The 23,844-nt window shown below is 63.3% G+C and carries 26 protein-coding genes; 13 read left to right on the forward strand and 13 right to left on the reverse strand.

Going from position 1 to position 23,844, the window contains the following annotated elements; all coding sequences use genetic code 11:
- Window positions 1-90: 90 nt before the first annotated feature.
- Window positions 91-2,403: a putative bifunctional diguanylate cyclase/phosphodiesterase gene (locus AC1DDS_RS12360; protein ID WP_477479158.1), complete on the reverse strand. Its 2,313-nt coding sequence runs from the start codon at window positions 2,401-2,403 to the stop codon at window positions 91-93.
- 523 nt (window positions 2,404-2,926) lie between these two features.
- On the opposite strand from AC1DDS_RS12360, the gene AC1DDS_RS12365 reads away from it, so the two are divergent.
- Window positions 2,927-3,706: a gamma-glutamyl-gamma-aminobutyrate hydrolase family protein gene (locus tag AC1DDS_RS12365; RefSeq protein WP_477479159.1), complete on the forward strand. Its 780-nt coding sequence runs from the start codon at window positions 2,927-2,929 to the stop codon at window positions 3,704-3,706.
- A 93-nt stretch (window positions 3,707-3,799) separates the two neighbouring features.
- On the opposite strand, the gene AC1DDS_RS12370 is transcribed toward AC1DDS_RS12365, so the two are convergent.
- From AC1DDS_RS12370 to AC1DDS_RS12385, 4 genes are all read right to left on the reverse strand, one after another.
- Window positions 3,800-4,219: an AprI/Inh family metalloprotease inhibitor gene (locus tag AC1DDS_RS12370; RefSeq protein ID WP_477479160.1), complete on the reverse strand. Its 420-nt coding sequence runs from the start codon at window positions 4,217-4,219 to the stop codon at window positions 3,800-3,802.
- Between the two features lie 99 nt (window positions 4,220-4,318).
- On the reverse strand, window positions 4,319-5,275 hold the full coding sequence (locus AC1DDS_RS12375) for a 2-hydroxyacid dehydrogenase (protein WP_477479161.1): 957 nt from the start codon (window positions 5,273-5,275) through the stop codon (window positions 4,319-4,321).
- A 31-nt stretch (window positions 5,276-5,306) separates the two neighbouring features.
- On the reverse strand, window positions 5,307-6,341 hold the full coding sequence (locus AC1DDS_RS12380; protein ID WP_310419906.1) for a LacI family DNA-binding transcriptional regulator: 1,035 nt from the start codon (window positions 6,339-6,341) through the stop codon (window positions 5,307-5,309).
- 52 nt (window positions 6,342-6,393) lie between these two features.
- Window positions 6,394-6,915, reverse strand: coding sequence for a MarR family winged helix-turn-helix transcriptional regulator (locus AC1DDS_RS12385; protein ID WP_477479162.1), 522 nt, complete (start codon window positions 6,913-6,915; stop codon window positions 6,394-6,396).
- An 81-nt stretch (window positions 6,916-6,996) separates the two neighbouring features.
- Between AC1DDS_RS12385 and AC1DDS_RS12390 the strand changes: the two genes are divergently transcribed.
- From AC1DDS_RS12390 to AC1DDS_RS12400, 3 genes are all read left to right on the forward strand, one after another.
- Window positions 6,997-7,791, forward strand: a complete 795-nt coding sequence (locus AC1DDS_RS12390) for a creatininase family protein (protein ID WP_477479163.1) — start codon at window positions 6,997-6,999, stop codon at window positions 7,789-7,791.
- Between the two features lie 91 nt (window positions 7,792-7,882).
- Entirely contained in the window at window positions 7,883-8,983 is a 1,101-nt protein-coding gene (locus tag AC1DDS_RS12395) for a CobW family GTP-binding protein (RefSeq protein WP_477479164.1), read from the forward strand.
- A gap of 58 nt (window positions 8,984-9,041) precedes the next feature.
- Window positions 9,042-10,028, forward strand: coding sequence for a WD40 repeat domain-containing protein (locus tag AC1DDS_RS12400; RefSeq protein ID WP_477479165.1), 987 nt, complete (start codon window positions 9,042-9,044; stop codon window positions 10,026-10,028).
- A gap of 114 nt (window positions 10,029-10,142) precedes the next feature.
- On the opposite strand, the gene AC1DDS_RS12405 is transcribed toward AC1DDS_RS12400, so the two are convergent.
- The 4 genes from AC1DDS_RS12405 to odc2 form a co-directional block, all read right to left on the reverse strand.
- Window positions 10,143-10,580: a glyoxalase superfamily protein gene (locus tag AC1DDS_RS12405; RefSeq protein ID WP_477479166.1), complete on the reverse strand. Its 438-nt coding sequence runs from the start codon at window positions 10,578-10,580 to the stop codon at window positions 10,143-10,145.
- Window positions 10,581-10,945: 365 nt separating this feature from the next.
- The gene (locus tag AC1DDS_RS12410; protein ID WP_477479167.1) at window positions 10,946-11,350 is read right to left on the reverse strand and encodes a hypothetical protein; all 405 of its coding nucleotides are present in this window, start codon (window positions 11,348-11,350) and stop codon (window positions 10,946-10,948) included.
- 112 nt (window positions 11,351-11,462) lie between these two features.
- Window positions 11,463-12,053 carry a GNAT family N-acetyltransferase gene (locus tag AC1DDS_RS12415; RefSeq protein WP_477479168.1) on the reverse strand — a complete coding sequence of 197 codons (591 nt, stop codon included), beginning with the start codon at window positions 12,051-12,053 and terminating at the stop codon, window positions 11,463-11,465.
- A gap of 93 nt (window positions 12,054-12,146) precedes the next feature.
- A complete protein-coding gene (odc2, locus tag AC1DDS_RS12420) occupies window positions 12,147-13,280 on the reverse strand; it encodes an ornithine/lysine decarboxylase (RefSeq protein ID WP_477479169.1) in 1,134 nt (377 codons plus the stop codon).
- A 556-nt stretch (window positions 13,281-13,836) separates the two neighbouring features.
- Here odc2 and AC1DDS_RS12425 point away from each other — a divergent pair.
- The 3 genes from AC1DDS_RS12425 (at window position 13,837) to AC1DDS_RS12435 (ending at window position 16,571) form a co-directional block, all read left to right on the forward strand.
- The gene (locus AC1DDS_RS12425) at window positions 13,837-14,751 is read left to right on the forward strand and encodes a LysR family transcriptional regulator (protein ID WP_310419924.1); all 915 of its coding nucleotides are present in this window, start codon (window positions 13,837-13,839) and stop codon (window positions 14,749-14,751) included.
- 111 nt (window positions 14,752-14,862) lie between these two features.
- Entirely contained in the window at window positions 14,863-15,504 is a 642-nt protein-coding gene (locus AC1DDS_RS12430) for a DUF1007 family protein (RefSeq protein ID WP_477479170.1), read from the forward strand.
- Window positions 15,498-16,571: a nickel/cobalt transporter gene (locus AC1DDS_RS12435; protein WP_477479171.1), complete on the forward strand. Its 1,074-nt coding sequence runs from the start codon at window positions 15,498-15,500 to the stop codon at window positions 16,569-16,571. Before AC1DDS_RS12430 ends, AC1DDS_RS12435 begins: the two co-directional genes overlap by 7 nt.
- Window positions 16,572-16,577: 6 nt before the next feature.
- Here AC1DDS_RS12435 and AC1DDS_RS12440 read toward each other — a convergent pair whose 3' ends face one another.
- The 4 genes from AC1DDS_RS12440 to AC1DDS_RS12455 form a co-directional block, all read right to left on the reverse strand.
- Entirely contained in the window at window positions 16,578-16,793 is a 216-nt protein-coding gene (locus tag AC1DDS_RS12440) for a hypothetical protein (protein ID WP_310419930.1), read from the reverse strand.
- Window positions 16,790-17,482 carry a GNAT family N-acetyltransferase gene (locus AC1DDS_RS12445; RefSeq protein ID WP_477479172.1) on the reverse strand — a complete coding sequence of 231 codons (693 nt, stop codon included), beginning with the start codon at window positions 17,480-17,482 and terminating at the stop codon, window positions 16,790-16,792. The genes AC1DDS_RS12440 and AC1DDS_RS12445 overlap by 4 nt, the downstream gene beginning before the upstream one ends.
- A gap of 108 nt (window positions 17,483-17,590) precedes the next feature.
- Window positions 17,591-18,310, reverse strand: a complete 720-nt coding sequence (locus tag AC1DDS_RS12450) for a tellurite resistance TerB family protein (protein ID WP_477479173.1) — start codon at window positions 18,308-18,310, stop codon at window positions 17,591-17,593.
- A gap of 153 nt (window positions 18,311-18,463) precedes the next feature.
- Entirely contained in the window at window positions 18,464-19,102 is a 639-nt protein-coding gene (locus tag AC1DDS_RS12455; protein ID WP_477479174.1) for a 2-dehydro-3-deoxy-phosphogluconate aldolase, read from the reverse strand.
- A gap of 188 nt (window positions 19,103-19,290) precedes the next feature.
- Between AC1DDS_RS12455 and AC1DDS_RS12460 the strand changes: the two genes are divergently transcribed.
- The 6 genes from AC1DDS_RS12460 to AC1DDS_RS12485 all read left to right on the forward strand — a co-directional run bounded on the left by AC1DDS_RS12460 (window position 19,291) and on the right by AC1DDS_RS12485 (window position 23,779).
- Window positions 19,291-19,779 (forward strand): CYTH domain-containing protein, encoded by a 489-nt coding sequence (locus tag AC1DDS_RS12460; RefSeq protein ID WP_477479175.1) that lies wholly within the window; start codon window positions 19,291-19,293, stop codon window positions 19,777-19,779.
- The gene (locus AC1DDS_RS12465; protein ID WP_477479176.1) at window positions 19,763-20,665 is read left to right on the forward strand and encodes a CHAD domain-containing protein; all 903 of its coding nucleotides are present in this window, start codon (window positions 19,763-19,765) and stop codon (window positions 20,663-20,665) included. The genes AC1DDS_RS12460 and AC1DDS_RS12465 overlap by 17 nt, the downstream gene beginning before the upstream one ends.
- Before the next feature lie 62 nt (window positions 20,666-20,727).
- Window positions 20,728-21,672: an oxygen-dependent tRNA uridine(34) hydroxylase TrhO gene (trhO, locus tag AC1DDS_RS12470; protein WP_477479177.1), complete on the forward strand. Its 945-nt coding sequence runs from the start codon at window positions 20,728-20,730 to the stop codon at window positions 21,670-21,672.
- A gap of 188 nt (window positions 21,673-21,860) precedes the next feature.
- A complete protein-coding gene (locus AC1DDS_RS12475) occupies window positions 21,861-22,325 on the forward strand; it encodes a cupin domain-containing protein (protein WP_477479178.1) in 465 nt (154 codons plus the stop codon).
- 145 nt (window positions 22,326-22,470) lie between these two features.
- Window positions 22,471-22,854, forward strand: a complete 384-nt coding sequence (locus tag AC1DDS_RS12480; RefSeq protein ID WP_477479179.1) for a VOC family protein — start codon at window positions 22,471-22,473, stop codon at window positions 22,852-22,854.
- A gap of 91 nt (window positions 22,855-22,945) precedes the next feature.
- Entirely contained in the window at window positions 22,946-23,779 is an 834-nt protein-coding gene (locus AC1DDS_RS12485; RefSeq protein WP_477479180.1) for a DUF1194 domain-containing protein, read from the forward strand.
- Window positions 23,780-23,844 lie beyond the last annotated feature (65 nt).

The following is a 23,844-nucleotide window of genomic DNA, read 5'->3' on the forward strand; positions in this document are numbered from 1 at the left end:
TTGCCATCTATTAACCTTAACAGACTTTTCGTCATATAAGGAAATCAGTATTTTAGGGGAAGCTTGAGGATTGCCGGGGCTTGAGAGGAATCAGGCGAAGTGGCGTCCGCGCCGGGCGCGTGTATCGGCGGCGGTACGGGCCAGGGTTTCTGTCAGGTCCATGAGTGCGGCCGAAGACATCGGTGCGGCGAAGACATATCCCTGGACCAGATCGGCACATCGATGCTGGTTGATCAGAGCCAGCTGTTCACGGGTTTCGACACCTTCGATGACGATCTTGAGGCCGAGTTCGCGCGAGAGATTGACCGTGCCGCGCAGCAGCTTGAAGCGACGCGCATCCTCGGCGATGTTGCGCACGAAGGATCGATCGATCTTGATGACGTCTAGCGGCAGCGCGTCGAGATAGCTGAGGCTCGAGTAACCCGTGCCGAAGTCGTCGATGGCGATGGTGATACCGCGCGCGCGCAGTTCCTGCAGCACCGCCTTGACCTTGACCGGTTCCTCCATCAGGCAACTCTCGGTCACCTCCAGGTGCAGTCGGGACGGCTTGAGACCGGACGAAATCAGCGCATCCGTGACAACGCCGACGATCTCGGCGTTGCGCAGGTCCTGCACCGACAGGTTGATAGAAACGCCCATGTGCCCGGGCCAGCCAGCGCAATCGGCGCAAGCGCGCTCGATCATCAGACGCGTGATCTCAGAGACGATTCCCATCTCCTCGGCGATCTGGATGAAGACCGTGGGTGAAACGGGTCCGCGCTCGGCATGCGTCCATCGCGCCAGCGCCTCGCAGCATTCGATGCGCGATCCGTCGGGTTGGAACATCGGCTGGTAAGCGACCGACAGCTCGTCCTTGGCAACCGCCTCGCGCAGATCGGCCTTGAGCTTCTGTCGATCGACGTAACGGGCGTCCATCTCCTCCTCGAATGTGGTGAAGCCGCCCTTGGCCCGCGATTTGGTCTCGAACAAGGCAAGATCGGCCTTGATCTGCATGTCTTCCATGCGAAAGTCTTCGCTGTCGCAGAGCACGCATCCGGCGCTCAGCGACACGTTGAAGGTCATTCCGTCCAGTTCATAAGAGCCGCGCACCTGCTGGTGCATCCGACGCATGCGGTCCTCAAGGTCCTTGCGGTCGTTCTCGTTCGGGAAAAACAGGATGAACTCGTCGCCCATCAGATTGGCGGCGATCGCCTTGTCGCCGGCCGCCTTTCGCATGCGCTCCGCGATCAGGCAGAGTAACCGGTCGCCGGTGACGTGCCCCTTCATGTCGTTGACGTGCTTGAACTCGTCGACGTCCAGCACCATGAAGCCCACGGTGCCCGGCCGCTTGCGCTCCGCCAGCGCCGCCTGCACCAGTTCGCCGAAATAGGTGCGGTTCGGCAGCCCGGTCAGGCTGTTGTAGCGGATCATGTGAAGGATCTTGTTCTCCGCCCGCATGCGGGCCGTCACGTCCTCGAAAATCAGGACGGCGCCGCCGTTTTCCCGGCGGCTGGCGGTGAACTCCAGGTAGAAATCGTCGGTTATCTGCACGAGCGCGCGGGAGCGCTCGCCCTTCAAGAGTTCGTCGAGCTGTCGCAGCACCCCCCTGCTCTGTTCCGCGTTCAGGAAGGTGTTTCGCACGCCATAGCGCAGCACGACGTCGAGGTGGCAATCCTTCAGCCGATCCTTGTCACCGAGTCGCAGCAGCTCACAGGCACGACGGTTGGCGACGAGGATCCGCTGGTCCGCATCCAGCATGAACAATCCGTGCGGCATGTTGTTGAGCGCAGCGTCGAAACGGTCGGCGATGATCTTGATTTCGCGGGTGGCCAGTGCAGCCTTGTGCAGGAAGCTGCGGACGCCGTTCGCCATGATCCTGGTCGTCAGGATAAAGGGCAGAATGAGCACCGCCAGCACGGCGTGGTAGAAGTCCTGCAGGCCGAGAAAGCCCACCACCATCGGAAAGCAGGCCGAAAAGCTCATGTAGTCGACGGCCCGGCTCGAGCCGCAGTTGCGACCCACCACCGACACCATGGTGGCGAGCGTCACGGAAATGCAGGCGAGTTCCGCAAAACTGTCGCGACTGACCAGCAGGCTGTAGCCGCTCGCCATGCCGAGCACGAGCGTCGTGCCGACTGCGCCGGTATTGTACCAGTTTTCCCAGTACCGGATTCCATCATTGTCGAGTGCGGAGTGATCGACGCGGTCGAAACGGCGCATGCCGTGGGCGCGCAGCGACCAGATAAGGACGACCGCAGCGCAACAGGCGAGGAAGAACGGATCGGCGGTCTTTGCATAGACGAACGCGAATGTGACGACATGGGAAATCATGCCGACGAACAGGGTCTGGCGGTTTCCGTAAAGCGAACTGACGAACGACAGATACACATCCGCCGGCAGCGTGCTTTGACCTCGATCCTTCATGGATTCGGCGCTCCCATTGACGGGCGAGCGTTACAGGCGAAATTTTAATGAATGATTTCGCGAAATTGTCCGATTGCGCGGAGTAAGCACCGGCTTTTCGCTGCTTTGTCCGTGCTTTTGCACACCTGTTCAACCCTCTCTTGCGCTGAACACTCCAGGATCGGCCCAAAACGCAACCCCACATAGCGGAATGTTGCAGAAATCGCACTTCGGGCACGGACGGCGCGCGCGGCAGGCCTCACGGCAATCTCATTGCCGGACCTCGGGTTTCTTGGAACATGATGAACCAAAGGTCAATTTTGACAGGCCGGATTTGACCTCTCCTCGCACGTTACGCGCCAGCAGCCGCAGGCCGCAGTTGCGATATTTCTCGTACGGCTCCAAGCTTGGGAATTGACTGGGTTGCGATTTATCGGCAAACCCATCGGATAAGCGTGTTGCGCAATGCGCGATCGCTTGCACTTGGACAAGGCTTGATCGAATTTGCCGCGGCATCGACAAGCCAATTCGATCGGAGTTCAGCATGCCGAAACCTGTCGTCGCCATCCCCGCCGACATCCGCGAGATCGAGGGCAATGTCTGGCAGGCCACTCCGAACCAATATGTCCGCGCCGCCGTCAAGGGCGCCGGCGTCATCCCTTTCCTGGTGCCGGCGCTGGAAAGCGGGCACGACTTCGATGAAATCCTCGACCGCGTGGATGGCCTTCTGGTCAGCGGCTCGCGCACCAATGTGCATCCATCCTATTGGGGCAGCGAAGCGACCGAAGCGGACGGCCCGTTCGACCTCGCCCGCGACGCCACAGCACTTCCCCTCATCAAGCGCGCACTGGAGCGCGGCATCCCGCTGCTTGCGATCTGTCGCGGGCTGCAGGAATTGAACGTCGCGCTCGGCGGAACATTGGCAAACGAGATCCAGGAAATCCCTGGGAACTGGGATCACCGCAAGCCGAACACGACGGACCTCGACGAGGCCTATGGCATACGCCAGGAGGTGATCGTCAAGGAAGGAAGCTGCCTAGCTTCGGTCATCGGCGCCGGGACCGTGCGTGTCAATTCCCTGCACCGCCAGGCAATTTCGAAGAACGCTCCGCAGCTCGCCATCGAGGCTCTGGCCGAAGACGGTACGATCGAGGCTGTTTCGGTCATCGGCTCGAAGGCGTTTGCCGTCGGTGTCCAGTGGCATCCCGAGTACTGGGTCGGCTCCGACGAACCTTCAAACAAGCTGTTTGCAGCTTTTGGCGAGGCCGTCCGCGCCTACGCGGATTCGAAGATGGTCCGGCCGGCGCGCCAAGCTGCCGGCTAAATCTGTCTCCCGGAAGGGGCGGCCAGCTTCGCGGCAAACATGCGGAGGGCCCAGGCGACGCGCACAGGCGATCTGAATAGATCGCTGCAGCCCTTAATCCGCAGCGTTCAGCGTGATCACCGCGTTTGGCGGGTCGATGGCCTCGTAGGCCATCCCGTCGCCTTCGGCCAGCGTCAGCACGGCGTCACCCGCAGCATTGGACAGGACGACCGTTCCGTCGCCGTTCTCGGTCCAGGTTGCCACGTGCGACAAGCCGGGCCAGACCTGCTCGCAGCCCCTGGCCGCGGTAAGACGCATGCTTCTGTTGGTCAGTTTTTCGCCGCGCGATACCGCACAGGCCGTTTCTGCTTCGACATTTGTGACGGATAAAAATCTGTCGCCCGCGGGCGCATCAATCTGAGGGATTGAGCCGGAAATAACCGGGTCCACGTCCGGAGGGCTTCCCCCATCCAGCGACCAGATCCCGGCAAAAAGGGCAAGGGTGCAGCCAACCGGAAGCATCACTTTTCGCATGGCTCTCTCCGAAGCAGGGCGATTCGAAGAAAGCTTGCGCCCGTATCGTTGACGACATCTTAACGACACAGTCTGGCCGTTTCGAAAGGATCCACCGCTTCAGCGCGGCGTTTCCGGCACCGGTGTCAACGGCCTGCCGGAGTCAAACCAGGCCAAGAGGTTGTCCGCGGCCAGATCGGCCATGGCGTCACGCGTGGCGACGGAAGCCGAGGCGACGTGCGGAAGCAGGCAGGTGTTGGGCGCGGCGAGCAGCGCAGCCGGCACGTGCGGCTCATCCTGGAACACGTCGAGCCCCGCGGCGGCGATCGTACCTGCCTCCAACGCTTCCGCAAGCGCCTGCTCATCCACGGTCCAGCCGCGGCCGACATTGATAAGAACGCCGTCCGGGCCGAGCGCCGACAGCACCGTTGCGTCGATCGCCTTGTAGGTCTCCGGGGTCTTTGGGACGATCGCAATCAGTGTGTCGACGGCTGCGGCCATGCCAAGCAATGACGGATGGTAGCCGTACGGCGCATCGGACTTTCTGGTGCGGGTGTGATAGCTGATCGATACCCCGAACCCCTCCAGCCGTCGGGCGATCGCCAGCCCGATCCGGCCCAGCCCGTAGATGCCGACCGAGCGGCCGCGCAGCGTCAGTTTCGACAACGGAAACGCGCCGCTTCGCTCCCAGCGCCCCTTGCGCAACCAGGACTCCGCGTCCGGGAACCGCCGCAACGTGTTCAGAAGCAGCGCGATCGCCGAGTCGGCAACTTCGTCGTTCAGCACGTCCGGCGTGTTGGTCACGACAATGCCACGCGCAGCCGCGCTGCCGACATCGATGCCGTCGTAGCCGACGCCAAAATTGGCGATGATTTCAAGATTCGGCAGACAGTCGAACGCTGCGCCGTCGAAATTGTTGGAGACGGCAACGCCGCGGATTCTGGCCGCGGTTTCGGGATCAAGGACACCGGAAACGAGCGGGGCTGCGCAACGGATCAGTTCCACCGCATCACCGAGCCGCTCGGCGACACGCTCCCTGACTTTCCCGACAAAAAGAACTTTCGGCCTTCCAGACATGGGCTGCCCCCTGCTGTGGCATCGTTCGCCCTCAGGCGGCGTCGTGTCCGTTGTGCTTCAAGGGACCGGTCGACTGGCGAATGCGCATTTCCGGCTTGATGAGGTGAATGCCGTCCGGCTCATGGCTGCCGGAAAGCTTGTCGAGCAGCGCCCGGGCGGCACTGCGCCCGACCTCCGACTGGCCATTCCAGACGGTCGTGAGCGAAGGCGTGGCGATCGCGGCTTCCTCGAGGTCGTCATAGCCGGTCACCGAAACGTCGCGGCCCGGCACGAGCCCGGCGCGTGCGATTCCGTTCATCAGCCCGATCGCGACCAGATCGTTCCAGCAGACGGCGGCCGTCGGCTTCTGCGGCAGCGATAGAAAATTCACCGCGGCCTCGAACCCGCCTTGCTTGGAGCGCGGGCCGGGAATGCGCAAGCCCGGATCGACCTCGATATTGGCCTTGCGCAGCGCGTTCACATAGCCCTGATAGCGGTCGCGCCCGGTGGAGGTCTGGTCGGTGCCGCCGACCATGGCGATGACGCGGTGACCAAGCCCGATCAGGTGGTTCGTCGCCAGCGAGATGCCATAGGCGTCGTCACCGCGGAAGATCGGCACGTCCATACCGTCGATCGACCGCGCGATCAGGATCGCCGGCATGCCGTTGTCCTCCGCCAGCAGGATATCCTCCGGCGGCGTGCCGATCGCCGGCGACATGATGACGCCGTCGCCGCCGAGTTGGAGCAGCGTCTCGATGAAATTTCGCTGCTTTTCGACCGAGTCGTAGTGGTTGGAGAGAATGAAGGTCTGGCGATCGCGATCGAGTTCGCTCTCGATCGCCTTGAGGATCTCGCCGTAGAACGGGTTCATGATGTCGTGCACGACGACGCCGATGATGCCCGACCGCGACGTGCGCAGGCTGGCGGCACGGCGATTGTAGATGTAACCGAGCGCGCGCGCCTGCTCCTTGATCCGGTCACGGGTGGCGACCGCAACGAGCGGGCTGTCACGCAGGGCCAGGGACACGGTTGCGGTAGATACCCCGAGCGTTTCCGCGATCGTGGACAGTTTGACCTTCTGCGCCATGACCTTCCCCGGATCTGACAAACGCGATATTTAAATCGTTTATTTAAACTATTTAAATCTGCTCCGCAACGTTCTTCTCACCGGTTTGCGCCGCGGCGCCGCGCAGATTTCCATCCACGGTGCGCAGCAACTTCAGGAGCGTGCGGACCTCCTTGTCGCTCAAGCCATCGAGTGCCTGGCTCTCACTCAAATCACAGGCTTGCGCAATAAGGGCGAGCGAGGCGCGCCCTGTTTGCGTCAGCTCGACAACGGTAAGCCGCCCGTCAGCCGTGTCCGGCTTGCGCTCGACAAACCCCTGCGCCTCCAGGCGACCGATGGTGCGGGTCATGGTGGGCGCCTTGACGCCGAGGCGGGCGGCGAGCGCGCCTGCGGTCATCCCACCGTTGTCGGCCAGCGCCAGCATCACGCCATCCTGCCCGGCATAAAGACCGCTGGAAAGAAGATTTCGGGAGAGGACGGTGCGGATCGAGCGGGCTGCCTGGACGATGGCACCGGAAACGTCGGTCGATCCGATCGGAGCGTGCTCCTTCTTCTTGGCCTTTTCTTTCTTCTCTTCCTTTTTTTTCTTGCCCATGCGTCCCCGCCGATCTTGTTTCGCCGAACTCACCTTGTATGACAGAGACGACCCGTTGACGACAAGACAGGAAGAGGCCCGATGCGTGTCCGCCCGGCAAGACGCTGGCAAGACAACGACCCTGCGCTCGATGCTGCGGCGCGCGCCGACTGGATTGCCGTCCTCCCCCTTGGCGCACATGAAGGCCACGGTCCGCACCTACCCCTCGAGACGGATTGGCTGATCGCCGACGCGATCGTCGACCGGCTCATCGCAGCCCTCCCGGCGGACCTGCCCGTTACCTTCCTGCCCACCGAACGGATCGGCTACTCGCCCGAGCATCTTGACGTGGAAGGCACGAAATCGCTCGCCTATGACGAAGCCGTGGAGCGCTGGCTCGGCATCGCCGCCGACCTGTCCGCGCTGGGTGTCCGCAAGTTCGTGATGCTCAACGCCCATGGCGGCAACTCGCCGCTGATGACGGTCGTCGCCACCGAGGCGCGCATCCGCTACGAAATGCTGGCGGTCGCGACGAGTTGGACCCGCTTCGGCCAACCCGACGGCTGGATCGCGCCGCAGGAAAAAGCCGTCGATATTCATGGAGGCGACATCGAAACATCGGTAATGCTCGCAATCCATCCGCAATTGGTAAAGCGCGACAAGGCCGCCAATTTCCCATCGCGCCAAACGGATTTCGCCGGCCGGTTCCGCCACCTGCGCGCCTATGGCCCGCACGCCTTCGGCTGGAAGATGTCAGACCTGAACCCGCAGGGCGCGGCCGGCAACGCGGCCGCCGCGACCGCCGAACGCGGCGAGCGATTGCTGGATCATGCGATAACAGGCCTAGTCGAACTGATCGAGGACGTGAACGCATTCGACGTGGCGACGCTGCGCTGAGCGCGCGCAGCGTTTGCGCTGCCGCCTTCGATCTCCTATATCAGACGCCAACCGGGTGCCGACCGCATCCCCGACCGTTCTCGAGGCTCTCATGACCGATACCGCCACGCAAAAGCCCGTCCCCGTCACCGTCCTCACCGGCTATCTCGGCGCCGGCAAGACCACCCTTCTGAACCGGATTCTCACCGAGAACCACGGTCGGAAGTACGCCGTCATCGTCAACGAGTTCGGCGAGATCGGCATCGACAACGACCTGATCGTCGAGTCCGACGAAGAGATCTACGAGATGAACAACGGCTGCATCTGCTGCACCGTTCGCGGCGACCTGATCCGCGTCGTCGAGGGGCTGATGCGCCGCCCGGGTCGCTTCGATGCGATCATCGTCGAGACCACCGGCCTGGCCGATCCCGTGCCGGTCGCCCAGACCTTCTTCATGGACGACGACGTCCGCTCCAAGACCGAGCTCGACGCGGTCGTGGCGCTCGTCGACGCCAAGCACCTGCCGCTGCGATTGAAGGACAGCCGCGAGGCCGAGGACCAGATCGCCTTTGCCGACGTCGTGCTGCTGAACAAGACCGACCTGGTCACCCCGGAAGAGCTGGAGCAAGTCGAGGTGACGGTGCGCGCCATCAACCCGTCGGCTCGCATCTACCGCACAACCCGCTCCGACATCGACCTGGCTAAGGTCCTGGATCAAGGCGCCTTCAACCTGGAGCGCGCGCTCGAGAACGACCCGCAGTTCCTCGACCATGACCATGAGGACCACGTCTGCGGCCCGGGCTGCGACCATGACCATGGGCATGACCACCACCATCACGATCATGACCACCACCATCATGACCATGATCATGACCACCATCACCACGACCATGGCCCCTCGCCGATCCACGACGTGACGGTGCAGTCGATCTCGCTGCGCGGCGGCGAGATGAACCCCGACCGCTTCTTCCCCTGGATCCAGAAGATCACCCAGACGGACGGGCCGAACATCCTGCGCCTGAAGGGCATCATCGCCTTTGCCGGCGACGACGAGCGCTATGTAGTCCAGGGCGTGCACATGATCGTCGAGGGCGACCACCAGCGCGCCTGGAAGGACGGCGAGAAGCGCGAAAGCCGCCTCGTCTTCATCGGCCGCGACCTCGACCGCGAGAAGATCGAGCGTACCTTCAAGGCCTGCGAGGCAAAAGCATGATACCGAAACGTGCGAAACCGTTTTCGGACAACGTCATGCCGACGAAAGATACGCACTGATGCCGACCGTTGCCCCCCTTGATCTCGACGGCCACGTCGTCGCGACGTATTTCCTTGGCGACGTGCCGTTCTTCGCAACGGCGATCGGCGCGATCCACCGGCTCGACCACGGCCACAAGGTCACCGAGGCCAATGACGGGCTGCTCGCCTGCGTCCGCGACGAGGCGAACGACACGCTCGTCACCGGCGGCGAAGACGGCAAGGTCTTCCGGATTGCCGCCGACGGCACCGCAACTCTGCTTTCGGAAGTGCCGCGCAAGTGGATCTCCGTGGTGGCCGCCGGGCCGCAAGGCATCGTCGCCTTCGCCGAAGGTCGCACCACCCGGGTCCGCCTTGCCGACGGCACGCTGAAGGAATTTCCCGAGCAGCGCACGGTCGAAGGCCTTGCCTTCGCGCCGAAGGGGCTGCGCATCGCCGTCGCCCGCTACAACGGTGTGTCGATGCACTGGGTGGCGACTGCAGGCCAGCCGGTCGATCTCGAATGGAAGGGCGCGCACACGGGCGTCACCTTCTCGCCGGACGGGCGCTTCGTCGTCACCAGCATGCAGGAGAATGCCCTGCACGGCTGGAAGCTCGACAGCAAGGCCGCCGAGACCCGTCACATGCGCATGACCGGCTATCCGGCGAAAGTGAAGTCGCTCTCCTGGTCGGCCAAGGGCAAGTGGCTCGCCTCCTCGGGTGCGCCCGCCGCAATTGTCTGGCCCTTCGCATCGAAGGACGGGCCAATGGGCAAGGCGCCGCTGGAGCTTGGCACCCGTGCCGACGTGATGGTGACGTCCGTTGCCTGCCATCCGGCGGAAGAGGTCGTCGCGATCGGCTATTCGGACGGCATGGTGCTCGCCGCCCGCTTTGCCGACAGCCGCGAAGTGCTGCTACGCCGGCCCGGCAAGGGCGCGATCTCGTCGATGGCCTGGAGCGGGAACGGCCGGCAGCTTGCCTTCGCGTCCGAAGTCGGTGACTGCGGCGTCGTCGATATCAGCGCCTGAGCAAGGCTCGGCCGGTATTCGCCGGTGTCACCTTTGGGCCGGCGCGGAGGGACGCTCCGCGACCGGCCACGCCCGCATCGGAGCGTCGGCATCCCTACAAGCTGCTGCGATGGCCTACCATTCCAGCTCGAGATGCGGGCGGCCATCCGAGGTCTTCGCGGCGGTCCGCCCGGTTTCGTCCACCGTGCAGTTGACGCGTTGGCGAAACGCGGAAAAGCTCTCGAACGTGACGACGTCGACCGGCTCGTCGAAATGCAGCGTGAGCCGGTAGCGACCGGGCGACATCGCCTGTACGCCGAGCACCTTCGCGTCGAAAGGCTGCCCGAGGTAGTAGCCGCGAACGCGCGAGCCTAACTGCCACGGATCGAAGGGCGGTCGATTGCCGACGGCGGCGTGCAGCGTGTTCCAGTCGCGATAGCCATATTGGGCGGCCACGAGTTCGAGCGCGCGGGAGTGGCTGATGGGCTGGTCATCGGTCGCAAAACGCGCCCGCAGGCGTTTCGCCTGGTCTTTCAGTCCTTCCAGCGAAGGAAGCGGCGTCGATGGACGCATGGGTTTCTCCAGTCTCTGCATGCGTCATGTCGGGGGGTCCGCATTGCCACCGGTTCGCATGCCTTGAGGGCTGGATAACCGTGTCAGAAGACGAGAGACTTCACCAAAGCTTGCGCTCGCGGACGGCCGGGGCTCTCACCCAAGCATTCCGGTACACCGGCACACGCCGCCTGTCAAAGGGGACGTCGATCCTGACGCCCCCCTCCATCGCTAAGGTCGCCACGCGCCTTTCCGTGTAGTCCGGCAGAGTTCCTTCAATCAGAAGCGCCAAACGCCCCTCGTGCCGGTCAGCCAGGGACAGCCGGGCAGCGGCGCACCGAACTCGTTTGTGACGTCAAGATCGGAGAGGCACGCCGCCGATGTCGTCAGGCAGCCGGACTGGCCCGGCCTTCAAGTGCCACCTGCCCATTGCGCCGCATGACGAAGAGACAGACCATGCCGAGGGCACCGACGATGATGACGAGCGAGCCGATCTTGGCTAGTGTCGGATCCCCGCCGGCATCGATCCGCATCTTGCCGGCCACGAGAAGTACGGCGCCGAGCTGGTAGACGAGGAACTGTGGAAGGGCCAGCCGTGCCTCCCGCATCGCCGGATAGGCGCGCAGGATCAGACCGAACAGGACGGACGCAACAAAACCGAGAAGATTGGCGTGGGCGTGCGAATTGCCGAAGTTCAGTTGCATCGCGATGCCCATCCAGATGCCGTAAGCCATCCCGAACACCAGCCAAAGCAGCCCGCAGGCAATGTAGGAGTCATCAAGTCTGCGCATGAGTGGTTCCCCTGTTTAAGGCGGCGCCCCTCGCGCCGCCGGCCGATAATAACACCGGCCGGGGAAAATTCCATCGTGACAACTGCAGGTTACCGCCGATGATTGCGGTTCGTCAGGCCGCCTTGTGAAGCCCAGCGCGACCAAGCCGGCGCCCGGAGGCGACGAGAACGCCGGCCGCGCCTTCGAGCCAGCCCTCCTTCAGCTCGAGCGCGAGGAAGCGATGACGCTCGAACGGGCCGGGCATGACGAGATGTTTCGCCCTGTCGGCGAAGAAGCCGAAGCGCTCGTAATAGGGCGCATCGCCTACCAGCACCACGGCACCGTGGCCGCGTGTCGCTGCCTCGGTGACGGCAGCGCGCATGAGCGCGGAGCCGATGCCCTTGCCTTCATGGTCCGGATCGACCGCGAGCGGGCCGAGCAGCAGCGCCGGCACCGCATTTCCCGAGGCATCGACGCCCGCCTCGACGTTCCACAACCGCACAGTGCCGATCACCTGGCCGTCCGGGTCGCGGGCGACGAGCGCCAGACCGTCTGCCGGCACGTGGCCGCGGCGGAGCTTTTCGGAGGACTTGCGGAAGCGCCCCTCGCCCATGGCGCGGTCGAGCAGGCGCTCGCGCGCGACGACGTCGCCCGGATTCTCCTGATCGACGGAAAAGGCAGTTTGCGCAAAAAATGCGCGGACAGAACCAAGAACAGTGGCCATTCCGGCCTCCCGAACTTCAATTGCCGCCACGAGCGGTCATCGGATCTCATTGTGAGTGGCACTCCCGCTTCTCGCGGGAGCGCCCGGATCGGTTCAGATCACGTAGGCCTTGAGCGGCTCGAAGCCGTTGAAGGCGACGGCCGAGTAGGTCGTCGTGTAAGCGCCGGTGCCCTCGATCAGCACCTCGTCACCGATCGAAAGGGTGATCGGCAGCGGGTACATGTTCTTCTCATAAAGCACGTCGGCCGAATCGCAGGTCGGGCCCGCGAGCACGCAGGGCTCCATCGCGTCGCCGTCGCGCGCGGTGCGAATCGGGTAGCGGATCGCCTCGTCCATCGTCTCGGCAAGTCCGCCGAACTTGCCAATGTCGAGGAACACCCAGCGGTGCGCGTCGTTGTCCGACTTCTTCGACACCAGCACGACTTCCGCCTTGATCACGCCGGCATTACCGACCATGCCGCGGCCCGGCTCGATGATCGTCTCCGGGATGTGGTTGCCGAAGTGCTTCTTCAGCGCGCCGAAGATCGCCTGCCCGTAGGCCTCCGCGGAAGGAATGTCCTTCAGGTACTTCGTCGGGAAACCACCGCCCATGTTGACCATCTTCAGCTCGATGCCCTGCTTGGCAAGCTGGACGAAGACGCGCTTGGCATCGGCGAGCGCCGAATCCCATGCGTCGACCTTCGTCATCTGCGAACCGACATGGAACGAGACGCCGTAGGAGACGAGGCCGAGCTGGTGGGCGTAGACGAGTACGTCGACAGCCATCTGCGGCACGCAGCCGAACTTGCGCGACAGCGGCCACTCTGCGCCCTCGCCATCGGTCAGCACACGGCAGAAGACGCGGGCGCCGGGTGCGGCACGGGAAATCTTCTCGACTTCCTCGTGGCTATCGACCGCAAAGAGGTTGACCCCGAGCGCGTGGGCGCGGGCAATGTCGCGCTCCTTCTTGATCGTGTTGCCGAAGGAGACACGGTTCGCGGTCGCGCCGGCATTGAGCGCCATCTCGATTTCGGCGACAGACGCGCAATCGAAGGAGGAACCCATGCTGGCGAGCAGGCGCAGGATCTCCGGCGCCGGATTGGCCTTGACAGCGTAGTAGATCGAGCTGTCCGGCAGAGCGTGGCGGAAAGCCTTGAAATTGTCGCGCACCACGTCGAGGTCGACCACCAGGCAAGGGCCATCGGGTCGTCGGGTGTTCAGGAAGTCGATAATGCGTGCAGTGGTCATCTTGCCAATCCCCGTGATCAGACGCTCCGGAAAAATCCGGAGGACAAAGGGCGACGCGAACATGCAATGGAACCAGCCGGTGGAGACCCCGGTACCAGGCATGCGCGCGATGCGCGAAACGATGAACCTGAGCCCGCCGAGGCTCGGATTCGGCTTTGTCTGCCATGGATTGGAGGGGGTAACCCAACCGCACTTCCGGCAATGAAGGTGTGCCTCTTCAGTAACCCCGGCTGATGGAAAGCCGGCAGACACCAGAAAGGCCCGCACCGTCGTTGCTTCAAGATGTCCTCGCATTTCCCGGTTGGCCGGAATAGCGACTGGAGCGGTTAGATCCAGGTACCTTACCGATGACCTCACCTTAGGGATGGCTCCCAGTTCGAGGGTCGGCGGACACCCACAGGCACGTGCGACTTTGGGCAAGGGCGGAAATAGGGAGATTCCCTGTCGCAATCAAGAGTTTTTCGATACCGCTATTGAAAAAAATTCGACCGCCCACGACATTGCCGTTGCCCGGATTCGGAACGGATTCGTTGCCATCCGGCAGGAAGGATACTTGATGGACACGCTCACCCGCATTCGCGCCTATATCGACGTCGTGGATGCAGAAGGCTTCTCTGCCGCCTCTCGCAAGGTCGGCAAGTCAAAGGCGTTGCTGTCCAAATACGTGCGCGAGTTGGAAGACGAACTCGGCGCGCTGCTCCTGAACCGCACGACGCGACAGTTCTCCATGACGGAAGCCGGCCATACCTACTACCGGACGGCCTCGGAAATCCTCAAAGAGATCGACAACCTCGCCGACCTGGTCCGTGAGAACAACGCCGACCTGAAGGGCAAGCTGAAGATCTCGGCACCGCGCACCTTCGTCGACGCGGACATCGGCCAATCGCTCATCGATTTCGGCCGCGAGCATCCGGAGTTGTCACTGGAGATCGTTTCCGACGATCGTTTCGTCGATCTGGTGGAGGAGGGTTTCGACGTGGCGGTCCGCATCACGCGGCTCGAAGACTCCACTCTGATCGCCCGCAAGCTCGGGGACTTCTATCTCAAGATCTGCGCCTCGCCGGACTTTCTTGAACGAACTGGTCCGATCGGCCACCCGTCGGAGCTGTCGCGCCTGCCCTGCGTCATCGACACCAACGGCAAGTCGCACAGCAACTGGCGCTTCATCGATGCCAAGGGCACGAACTTCAGCGTTCCGGTGAGCGGGCATATCGAGGTCAACAGCCCGGCCTCCGCCGTCAGGGCGGCGGCAAGCGGCCTCGGCATCGCCCAGGTGCCGGAATTCATTGCCCGCGCCAGCCTCGATTCGGGCAAGGTCATATCGATCCTCGACGACTATCTTCCCGCTGACCGCGGCATTTACGCGATCTATCCGCATCGCCGCTATCTGCCGGCGAAGGTGCGCACCTTCGTCGATTTCCTGCACAACTGGTTCAAGAAACACGGCAACGGCGCCGACGCGCGGAGCTGAGAAGGGTGGGCGCGACAATTCGCGCCTCGGCCATCGTCCCAAATCCGGCCCAATTTCTGTACACTTGGCTGCGTGTCCGCAAATGCCATAGATGAGAGGAAACCTGCGCGCATGAAGTCCACCGCCCTTCTGTTCGCAGGCGCCGTTTGGCTGCTGCCGGCTGTGGCCCTTGCCCACCCGCACATCTTTGCCGAAGCGCGCCTTGAGGTCGTCGCCGGCGATGACGGAACGATCGCCGAACTACGAAACGTCTGGCGCTTCGATGAGATGTTCTCGTCCAGCGTCGTGCTCGAATTCGACAAGAATTCCAATCGCAAGCTTGATGCCGATGAACTGGCCGAGGTCGGCCAGACGGTGCTCGAATCGCTGGAGGAATTTAGCTACTACACCTCCATCACCGAGGACGGGAGAACCATCAAGGTCGCCAAGCCGGAGGCCATCAACGTCGATTTCCAGGACGGCCAGCTCCTGATGTTCTTCAAGGTTAGCCCCGGAGAGGCCTTGGCGCTGAAAGGGAAGCTCACCTTCGGCGTCTATGACCCGACGATGTATGCGGCAATGGATTTCGCCACCGATGGCGACCTGGTTGTCGTCGGCGAAAAATTCGCCGCCTGCAAGCACGAGGTCGTGCGCCCGGATCCTGACGAGGTTCTTGCTCAGAACCAGGGTACATTGACCGACGCGTTCTGGAGCGACCCGGCCGGAACCGACATGACGAAGCTGTTCGCAACGCGGCTGGAGGTCACATGCTGACGCGCCGAACGATCCCGCACATCGCAGCCGTCGCTGTGCTCCTCTTCCTGGCTGGCCTGACCGCAGCCCACGCCCAGTCGCCGCTCGGGATCGGCAGCGCCGAGCCTGCCTTCAAGACGACCGGCCTCTTCGGTGGCGTGTTTGCCTGGATCAACAGCGAGCAGCAGGCGTTTTATCGCATGCTGACCGGCGCCTTGAAGAACATGCGCGACAATCCCTGGGCGGCCTCGACGCTGGTCGGCCTGTCCTTCGCCTATGGTGTGTTCCACGCCGCAGGCCCCGGTCACGGCAAGGCCGTGATCTCCTCCTACATGCTCGCCAACGAAATCGAGCTGAGGCGCGGGGTGTTGCTCTCCTTCCTGTCATCGCTGATGCAGGGCATCGTCGCAATTCTGCTCGTCGGCGCCGCCTATCTTCTTCTGCGCGGAACATCGATTTCGATGACCGAGGCGACAAAGGCACTGGAGACATTCAGCTACGCGCTGATCGCGGCTTTTGGCGCGTGGCTGCTTTACCGCAAGCTCTGGGGCCGGAACCGCCGCCCGGCACCCGTCGAGGTCTTTGCGATGGCCCAGTCCGAGCCCGCTGGACATGGCCACCGTCATCATGCCCACACCAGCCCCGCCGCCGGCCATCATCACGATCACTCGCATGGCCACAATCATGGCCATTCGCACGCCCCCGGCGAGGTCTGCGCCAGCTGCGGCCATGCCCATGCGCCGGACCCGGCGCTGCTGAAGGGGGACAGGTTTGCGCTGCGCGAGGCCTGGTCGGCGATCGTCGCCGTGGGTCTTCGCCCGTGTTCGGGTGCGTTGATCGTGCTTTCTTTCGCGCTGCTGAACGGGCTCTATCTCGGCGGCATCCTGTCGGTCGTCGCCATGTCGATCGGCACGGCGATCACGGTCTCAATTCTGGCAACGTTGGCTGTGACGGCCAAAGGCGCGGCGATGCGCCTCGCAGGCGGCAACAGCGCGGCGCTTCGTGTCGGCAATGCCATCGAAATCCTCGGTGCGCTGCTGGTGCTCGTTCTCGGATTGGTGCTGCTCGGCGCGTCGCTCCAGAGCTGAGCGACGCTACTCGCCCCTGCGCTGGTAGCGGGCCCGCAGCCAGAACACCAGGAAGAAGGCAAGCACGAGAGCTGCCCCCGCCGCCGCAGCGAGCCATGGCGAGGTCTGGCCGAGCCAGATCATCACGTTTGGCAGGACGAAAAAAGCAAGCCCCGTGATGAGCAGAATCACGGCTGCGGCGATGGCGGCGGAGCGGCTGCTCGTGCCCGGATTGTTGCTCATTGCGATACCAATTCCTTCATTTCCGCACGGATGTCTTCGAGACGCCGCTTCTGCCTGCCTTGGTCGTCGAAATTGTCCGCCGAGAGCCAGCGCTCGAAGGACTGCGCGAGAGCCGGCCATTCGCCGTCGATGATCGAGAACCAGGCCGTGTCCCGGTTTGCGTGCTTTGAAAGCATGTGCTGGCGGAAGACGCCCTCGAAGGTGAAGCCCAGCCGCTCAGCGGTCCGCTTGCTGGGCTTGTTCTCGTTGTGGCATTTCCATTCGTAGCGCCGATAGCCAAGATCCTCGAAGACATGCTTGGCGAGGAGATACTGCGCCTCGGTGGAGACGGGCGAGCGGGCCATCGCCGGACCATGGGCAATGCCGCCGATCTCGACAACGCCGTTTGCCGGATCCGGCCGCATGTAGTGCGCCATGCCCACGGCCTCACCGCTCGCCTTGTCGATCATTACTTCGCGAACCCAGCCGGACTTGATGACCGCTTCGGACCACGCATCAAAGTCCTCGATGCCGCCAAAATCGTCCTGCGTGAAGTATTGAAGCAGCGGGTTGATCGCCGGGCCGCCGAAGGCATCCCAGAGGGCCTGCAAATGCTTCGCGCGTTCATAAGGTTCGATACGAACGAACCGGCCGTCCAGCGTAACCGGCTCAGGTGCCGGGCAGCCTTTCCAGTGGCTCAGGTCTCGCATCGTGTCCTCCTTCGTGTCGTGCGCTCTACCGGCCCGAGCCGATTTAGTTGCTCCCCAGCCATAGGCCAGAGCCCGCGGCGACACAAATGCAAAGTCGTGATCGACCGATCACGCCCAGGGGCCGGCCGGCGCCTTTGCCGTGGAGACGGTCGCCTCGATGTGATCGACCAGCGTATCGTCCAGGCCAAGGCGGCCGGCGAGCAGGTCGAGGTAGCCACGCTCGGCGCGACTGTCGGGCTCGATCGTCAACCGAGAGGCGGTATAGAGTTCGACCCGCTGCTCCTCGGTTTTGGCGGCGGCGACAATACCGTCGATGTCGATCGGATTGGCGAGTTCCTGCTCCAAGAAGGCGGCCGCATCACCGCCGATGCCGGAGACCTTCAGTCTGTCCATGATGTGCGCGCGCTCGGCATCATCGATGTGGCCGTCGGCGCGCGAGGCGGCGATCATGGCGCGGACCAGGGTGAGCGCAAAATCGGCGCTGACGGCCTGCGTGGCAAATCCGGAGTTTTCAGGCGGTGGAAGCAGTTCAGGCTGGTTCTCGGCCGGCGACGAAGCGGCGGTGGCGGGCGCTTGTCCCGCCTGATAGTTCTTGTAGGCTTGATAGCCCAGTCCTGCGATTGCCGCCAGTCCGCCGAGCTTGAGCGCTGCCCCGGTGACCTCCCGGCCACTCTTGGTGCCGAGCAGAATTCCTGCGATAGCGCCAGCCGCGAGCGGATTGTCCTTCGCCAGTTGGCCCGCCTGTCCCGCCCGCTCGCGCACTGTGCCGCCGGCACCCGGGATCTGCGAGCCGAGAAACTGGTCCAGCAACTTCTTCGCATCAAACATCGTGTTCTCTCCCCTGCCGTGTCGAAGCCGGCCGTGTTGAATCCGGATGAGACATAGGAATGCGACGGGGGGAATACAAATCCGACCTGCAGGATGAGAACACCCCCAGCGGCACCCGGCGGCGAACATTTGCGGGCCGATTTCCTTAGCCGGCTAGTTTTTCAGCGTTGCCGCCTCGGCCGCCAGTTTGGTGATTCCCGTCCAGTCCTCCCGCATCACCAACTCCTTCGGCGCCACCCATGACCCGCCGACGCAGACAACGTTCGGAAGCGACAGATAGTCCTTCGCATTGGCAAGCGAGATCCCGCCTGTCGGGCAGAACAGCGTCCCGGCAAGCGGCGACGAGAGGGCCTTCAGATAGGCCGCGCCACCCGCCTGTTCGGCCGGGAAGAATTTCAGCACTTTGTAGCCCTGCTCCCGCAGCGCCATGGCCTCGCTGGCCGTTGCGGCGCCCGGCAGGAGCGGCACCGGCGATTGGGCGGCGGCATCCAGCAGCTCCCGCGTCGTGCCGGGGCTGACGATGAACTTGGAGCCGGCCTCGACGGCCTGGTCGAACTGGGCCGCATTCAGGATGGTGCCGGCACCTGCGACGGCGCCCTCGACCTCGTTTGCCACGAGCCGGATCGCCTCCAGTGCGGCCGGAGTACGCAGCGTGATCTCGATCGCTTTCAGGCCGCCCGCGACAAGAGCGCGCGCCAGCGGCACGGCACTGGCCGCGTCATCCACCACAAGAACCGGAACGACCGGCTGTAGGTTCAACACGGTAAGGAGGTTTTCGGTTTTGCCTGACATGTTCCAACCCCTTAAAACGATTTAATTCGCGGTGAATACTCCCTCGCTCGGTGGCTGTCGAGAAAAAAGGGAGGCACAGAAACCATCGCGCAACGTCATCACACGTCGCGCCCTTTCGCTCCTTGTCATGAACGTCCCATCGTGTAGAGTTTTATTGCCCGACTATCCACAATGCGAAAGCGAGTGGCATGGCGAAAGAGATCGAGCGAAAGTTCCTAGTTTCCGGCGAGCACTGGCGTCATTTCGCCGACGCGGGTGTCGCCATCAAGCAGGGCTATCTTGTTGCCATGGACGATCGTTCATTGCGCGTGCGCACCTATGACGACGGTCGTGCCTGCCTGACGCTGAAGATTGGCAAGACCGCGCTTTCCCGTGACGAGTACGAATTCGACATCGACGCCGAGACCGCCACCGACATGCTGCACCAAGCCGTCGGAACCGTCCTAGAGAAAGTCCGCTACGAGGTGGAGCATGAGGGTTTCACCTGGGAGGTGGACGAATATGGCGGGCGTTACAGCGGCCTCGTGGTTGCCGAAGTCGAACTCGACAGCGAGGCCGATCTGCCGAAAATCCCCGATTGGGTGGGACACGAAGTGACAGGCGACGACCGCTACTCGAACCAGGCAATGGCCTTGTCCGCAGCAACGACCGGATCCCTGGATGAGCCTCACTCTTAAAGCGGATAAGCCGCTCGCCAACGAAGTGCGACGGGTTGCATCCCGCTATCTGGTGCGGGCCAAGTCCGTGCTCGAAGAACAGCCGGACGGCCCCCACGAGGCCATCCATACCGCCCGCAAGCAGTTCAAGCGCGTCAGAAGCCTGTACCGGCTGGTTGCGACCGCAGACCGGGCGTTTCAGAAAGAGGAAAACGAACGGATCGGTGCGCTTGGCCGTCACCTCAGGGAAAGCCGGGACGCGACCTCACTCGTCGAAACCGCGCACAGGCTTGCGGATGCGGCCTCGACGGCAGAGGAGCGCATGGCGGTGACCCGCATCCATCAGCGGCTCGTCGCCCGCCGTGACTCCGTCGCCAACGCTGCGACGACGGACGACCTGATCAAGGAGGCCATCGCAACCTGCGACGACGCCCTGGAGGCCATCGCCCGTTTCCGCCTTGACGCGGGTCCGAAGCGATCCGCTGAGATCCTCGGCGAAGGATGGCGCAGGACGGGCAAGAAGGCCGTCCGTGCGCTCCGTCAGGCAAAGGAGACCGGCGCGGCCGACAGTTTTCATGCGCTGCGCAAACGGACGCAAGACCGCTGGGCCCATTGCCTTTTCCTGGCCCAGGCTTGGCCGGCCGCACTGTCCAGCGCGCAACGACAGGCGAAGCACCTGGCGGCGCTTCTCGGCGAGAACCAGGACATCGCCCTGTTGTCCGACTTTGCCGATGCGCATCCGCACGAGGTCGGCCAGCCGAAAGACCTGACGCATCTCACCGCCGTGATGACCGCCGAAGAAGCCCGAATGCGGGCGGAAGCCCTGCCCCTGGCGGCGATGCTGTTTCCGCGGAACGTCAGGCAGGACGCCGAACACATCGTATTATTGTGGCGGCACGCTGCCTGAGCACGAGGCTTGCCGCAGCCGTCCAATTGCGCCGCAGCGCACAAAGCTGTATTCCAGCGGCCATGACAGCCATCTCTTCCAGCATCCCGGATCCGAACGAGGCATCGTTCCTCGTTGCCGCCCTCTATCATTTCGTTTCCGTGCCGCGTTTTGCCGACCTGCGCGCGCCATTGCAGGCGCTGTGCGAGGACAAGGGCGTGCGCGGGACGCTGCTGCTCGCCCATGAAGGCATCAACGGCACCATCGCCGGTCCCGAGGCCGGCATTCGCACCGTGCTCGCCTTCCTGCGCGCGCAGCCGGAATTTGCCGGCCTCGAGCACAAGGAAAGCGCCGCCGCCGAAATGCCGTTCCTGCGCATGAAGGTGCGCTTGAAGAGGGAAATCGTCACCATGGGGGTCGAGGTCATCGACCCGAACCAGGTGGTCGGAACTTATGTTGCACCGAAGGACTGGAACGCGCTGATCTCCGATCCGGACACGATCCTCATCGATACGCGCAACGACTACGAGACCGCCATCGGCATCTTCAAGGGCGCGGTCGATCCGCAGACGAAGACGTTCCGCGAGTTCCCGGACTGGGTGCGCAACCACACCGGCCTGCACAACAAGCCGAAGATCGCCATGTACTGCACCGGCGGCATCCGCTGCGAGAAGGCGACCGCCTTCATGAAGGAACAGGGCTTCGACGAGGTCTATCACCTGAAGGGCGGCATCCTGAAATATCTCGAGGAGGTGCCGGCCGAAGAGAGCCTGTGGGAGGGCGCCTGCTTCGTCTTCGACGAGCGCGTCTCGATCACCCATGGCCTCGAAGAGGGCGAGCACACGCTCTGCCGCGCCTGCCGGCATCCGCTGACGGCCGAGGAGGTCACGGCGTCGACCTACGAGGCCGGGGTCTCCTGCCCGCATTGCTTCGCAAGCCGGACCGACGAGGACCGGGCGCGCTTCCGAGAGCGACAGAAGCAGATGGGCCTCGCCCGCAAGCGCGGCGAGCGGCACCTCGGCAAATAGCGGCACACCGAGCGGCAAGGATCTTCGCCGGAATCCGCCCGGCGTTCCTTCTGGTCCGGACAACTGGCGCCCATGCCGCGCTCTGATTGCTTGCCTCCACGTGGCCTGCGGACGTATTTTGTGCGTTTCGCCAGCCTGTCCCAGCGCGTGGCCGAGATGAAAGGCTTGGCGACAGAGGGAGGTTTGTCATGAGAACCGCATCGATATTTGCAGCCGGCTGGATCGGATTCTGCGCAATCGCCTCCTTTGCCCTGGCAGAGGGTGCGCACACGATGGTTGCTCCCAATGACATCAAGTGGGCTCCCGCCCCCAAAATGCTTCCCGCCGGAGCCGAAGCGGCGGTCCTCTTCGGCGATCCCACCAAGGAAGGCCTGTTCGCCCTTCGGCTGAAGGTGCCGGCGGGCTATGCGATCCCGCCCCACACGCATCCTGCCTATGAAGTGGTCACCGTCATATCCGGGGCGACCAACCTTGGAATGGGCAAAACCGCCGATCCGGGCGCCACCAAGGCACTGCCGGCAGGCAGTTTCTTCGCGCTGCCGCCTGGCATGGCGCACTACGTCTACTTCGACGAGGAGACGGTGGTTCAAGTCACCACCAACGGCCCGTGGGGCATCAAGTACGTCAATCCGGCGGACGATCCGTCAAACTAGGCAGCCGCAATATTGAAAGCCGATCGCCCCGTCGCCGTGCGCGACGCGGCACCGGTGCATCAACGCCTAAATGATGAAAAACGGCGGGGACGGCAGAGGCGCGGTTCGGACCGGATCGCGCCGGGTCCCCTTTGGAGGACAAGGAATGTCCGAGACGACTGTCAATGTCCGCTACATGGTCGATGACGTGGAAGCCGCGATCGCCTGGTATACGGCCCACCTTGGCTTTTCGCTTCTGTCGAACCACGCTCCGGCGTTCGCGGACGTGCGGCGCGGCGCCTTGCGGCTGCTGCTCAGCGGGCCGGCGAGTTCGGCGGGACGGCCGATGCCGGATGGAGAACAACCGGGACCCGGCGGCTGGAATCGGATCCATCTCATCGTTGACGACCTGCCGGCGGAGGTGGCGCGGTTGCGCGCTGCTGGCGTTCGGTTCCGCAACGACATCGTCACCGGGCCCGGTGGTGCGCAGATCCTGCTGGTCGACCCGTCCGGCAACTTCGTCGAACTGTTTCAGCCGGCGCGCGGGTGATCCGGCTAGAGTGACGTCTGCAACAGTGCTGCCAGTTACGACACGGCGCGAGTTGCATGCTCGCACCCTGCATTGCGAACACCCGGAATAGATGTATCATCATCGCGCTTTTGGCTTGTTTGTCGCGATGAACCTGCGATGCGCACTTCTTGTCTGCTGTGGTGTTCTGGTGGGAAGCACACCCGCCCGACCTGATCCGGTTGCCGTCGATCTTGAGCTGGTTCTCGCTGTGGATGTCTCCTACTCGATGGAGATGCACGAACAGCAAATCCAGCGTCAAGGTTATGTCGATGCATTTCTCCAGCCGGAACTCATCAGCGCCGTGCAAAGCGGGCCGCTCGGCAGGATTGCCGTGACCTATGTCGAATGGGGCGGCTCCGCTGTCCAGGTCTTGCCCTGGACTTTGATCGACGGGCCAGGCGCGGCGGCTCAATTTGCAGAAGCTCTGCGTCGGCAGCCGATCCGACGGATTTCCTTCACCTCGATTTCCAACACCCTGATATTTGCGCGGCAACTCTTCCAAATCAGCCCATTCCAGGGAACGCGGCGCGTCATCGACATATCCGGCGATGGCCCGAACAACGCTGGCGTTCCGGCACCCGTCGCCCGCAATTCGACAGTCGCCCAAGGCATTGTGATCGATGGCCTTCCCATCATGTTGATGCACCCGGATTCTGCATCGATACCGGACCTCGACGTTTACTATGAGGAGTGCGTAATCGGCGGAGACGGCGCCTTTTTATTGAAGGTGTCCGACGTCAGCCATTTTGCGGACGCGATTCTCCGCAAGCTCGTTGTCGAGATATTGGGAGCGGAGGTGAGCGAATTGCGGCCGTTCGATTTGCCGCTGAGAAGGGTTGTTGACCGCCAAGGCTACAATTGCTTCGTGGGCGAAGAGATGCAGGAGCGCCGGATAGGGCAGTAGTCCTTCCCATGCTTCCTCATTCCAGGCCGACCCCAGTTCATCGCGCCGGAAGGCGACAACGGTGG

The organism is Mycoplana sp. 10N416, from assembly GCF_056394765.1.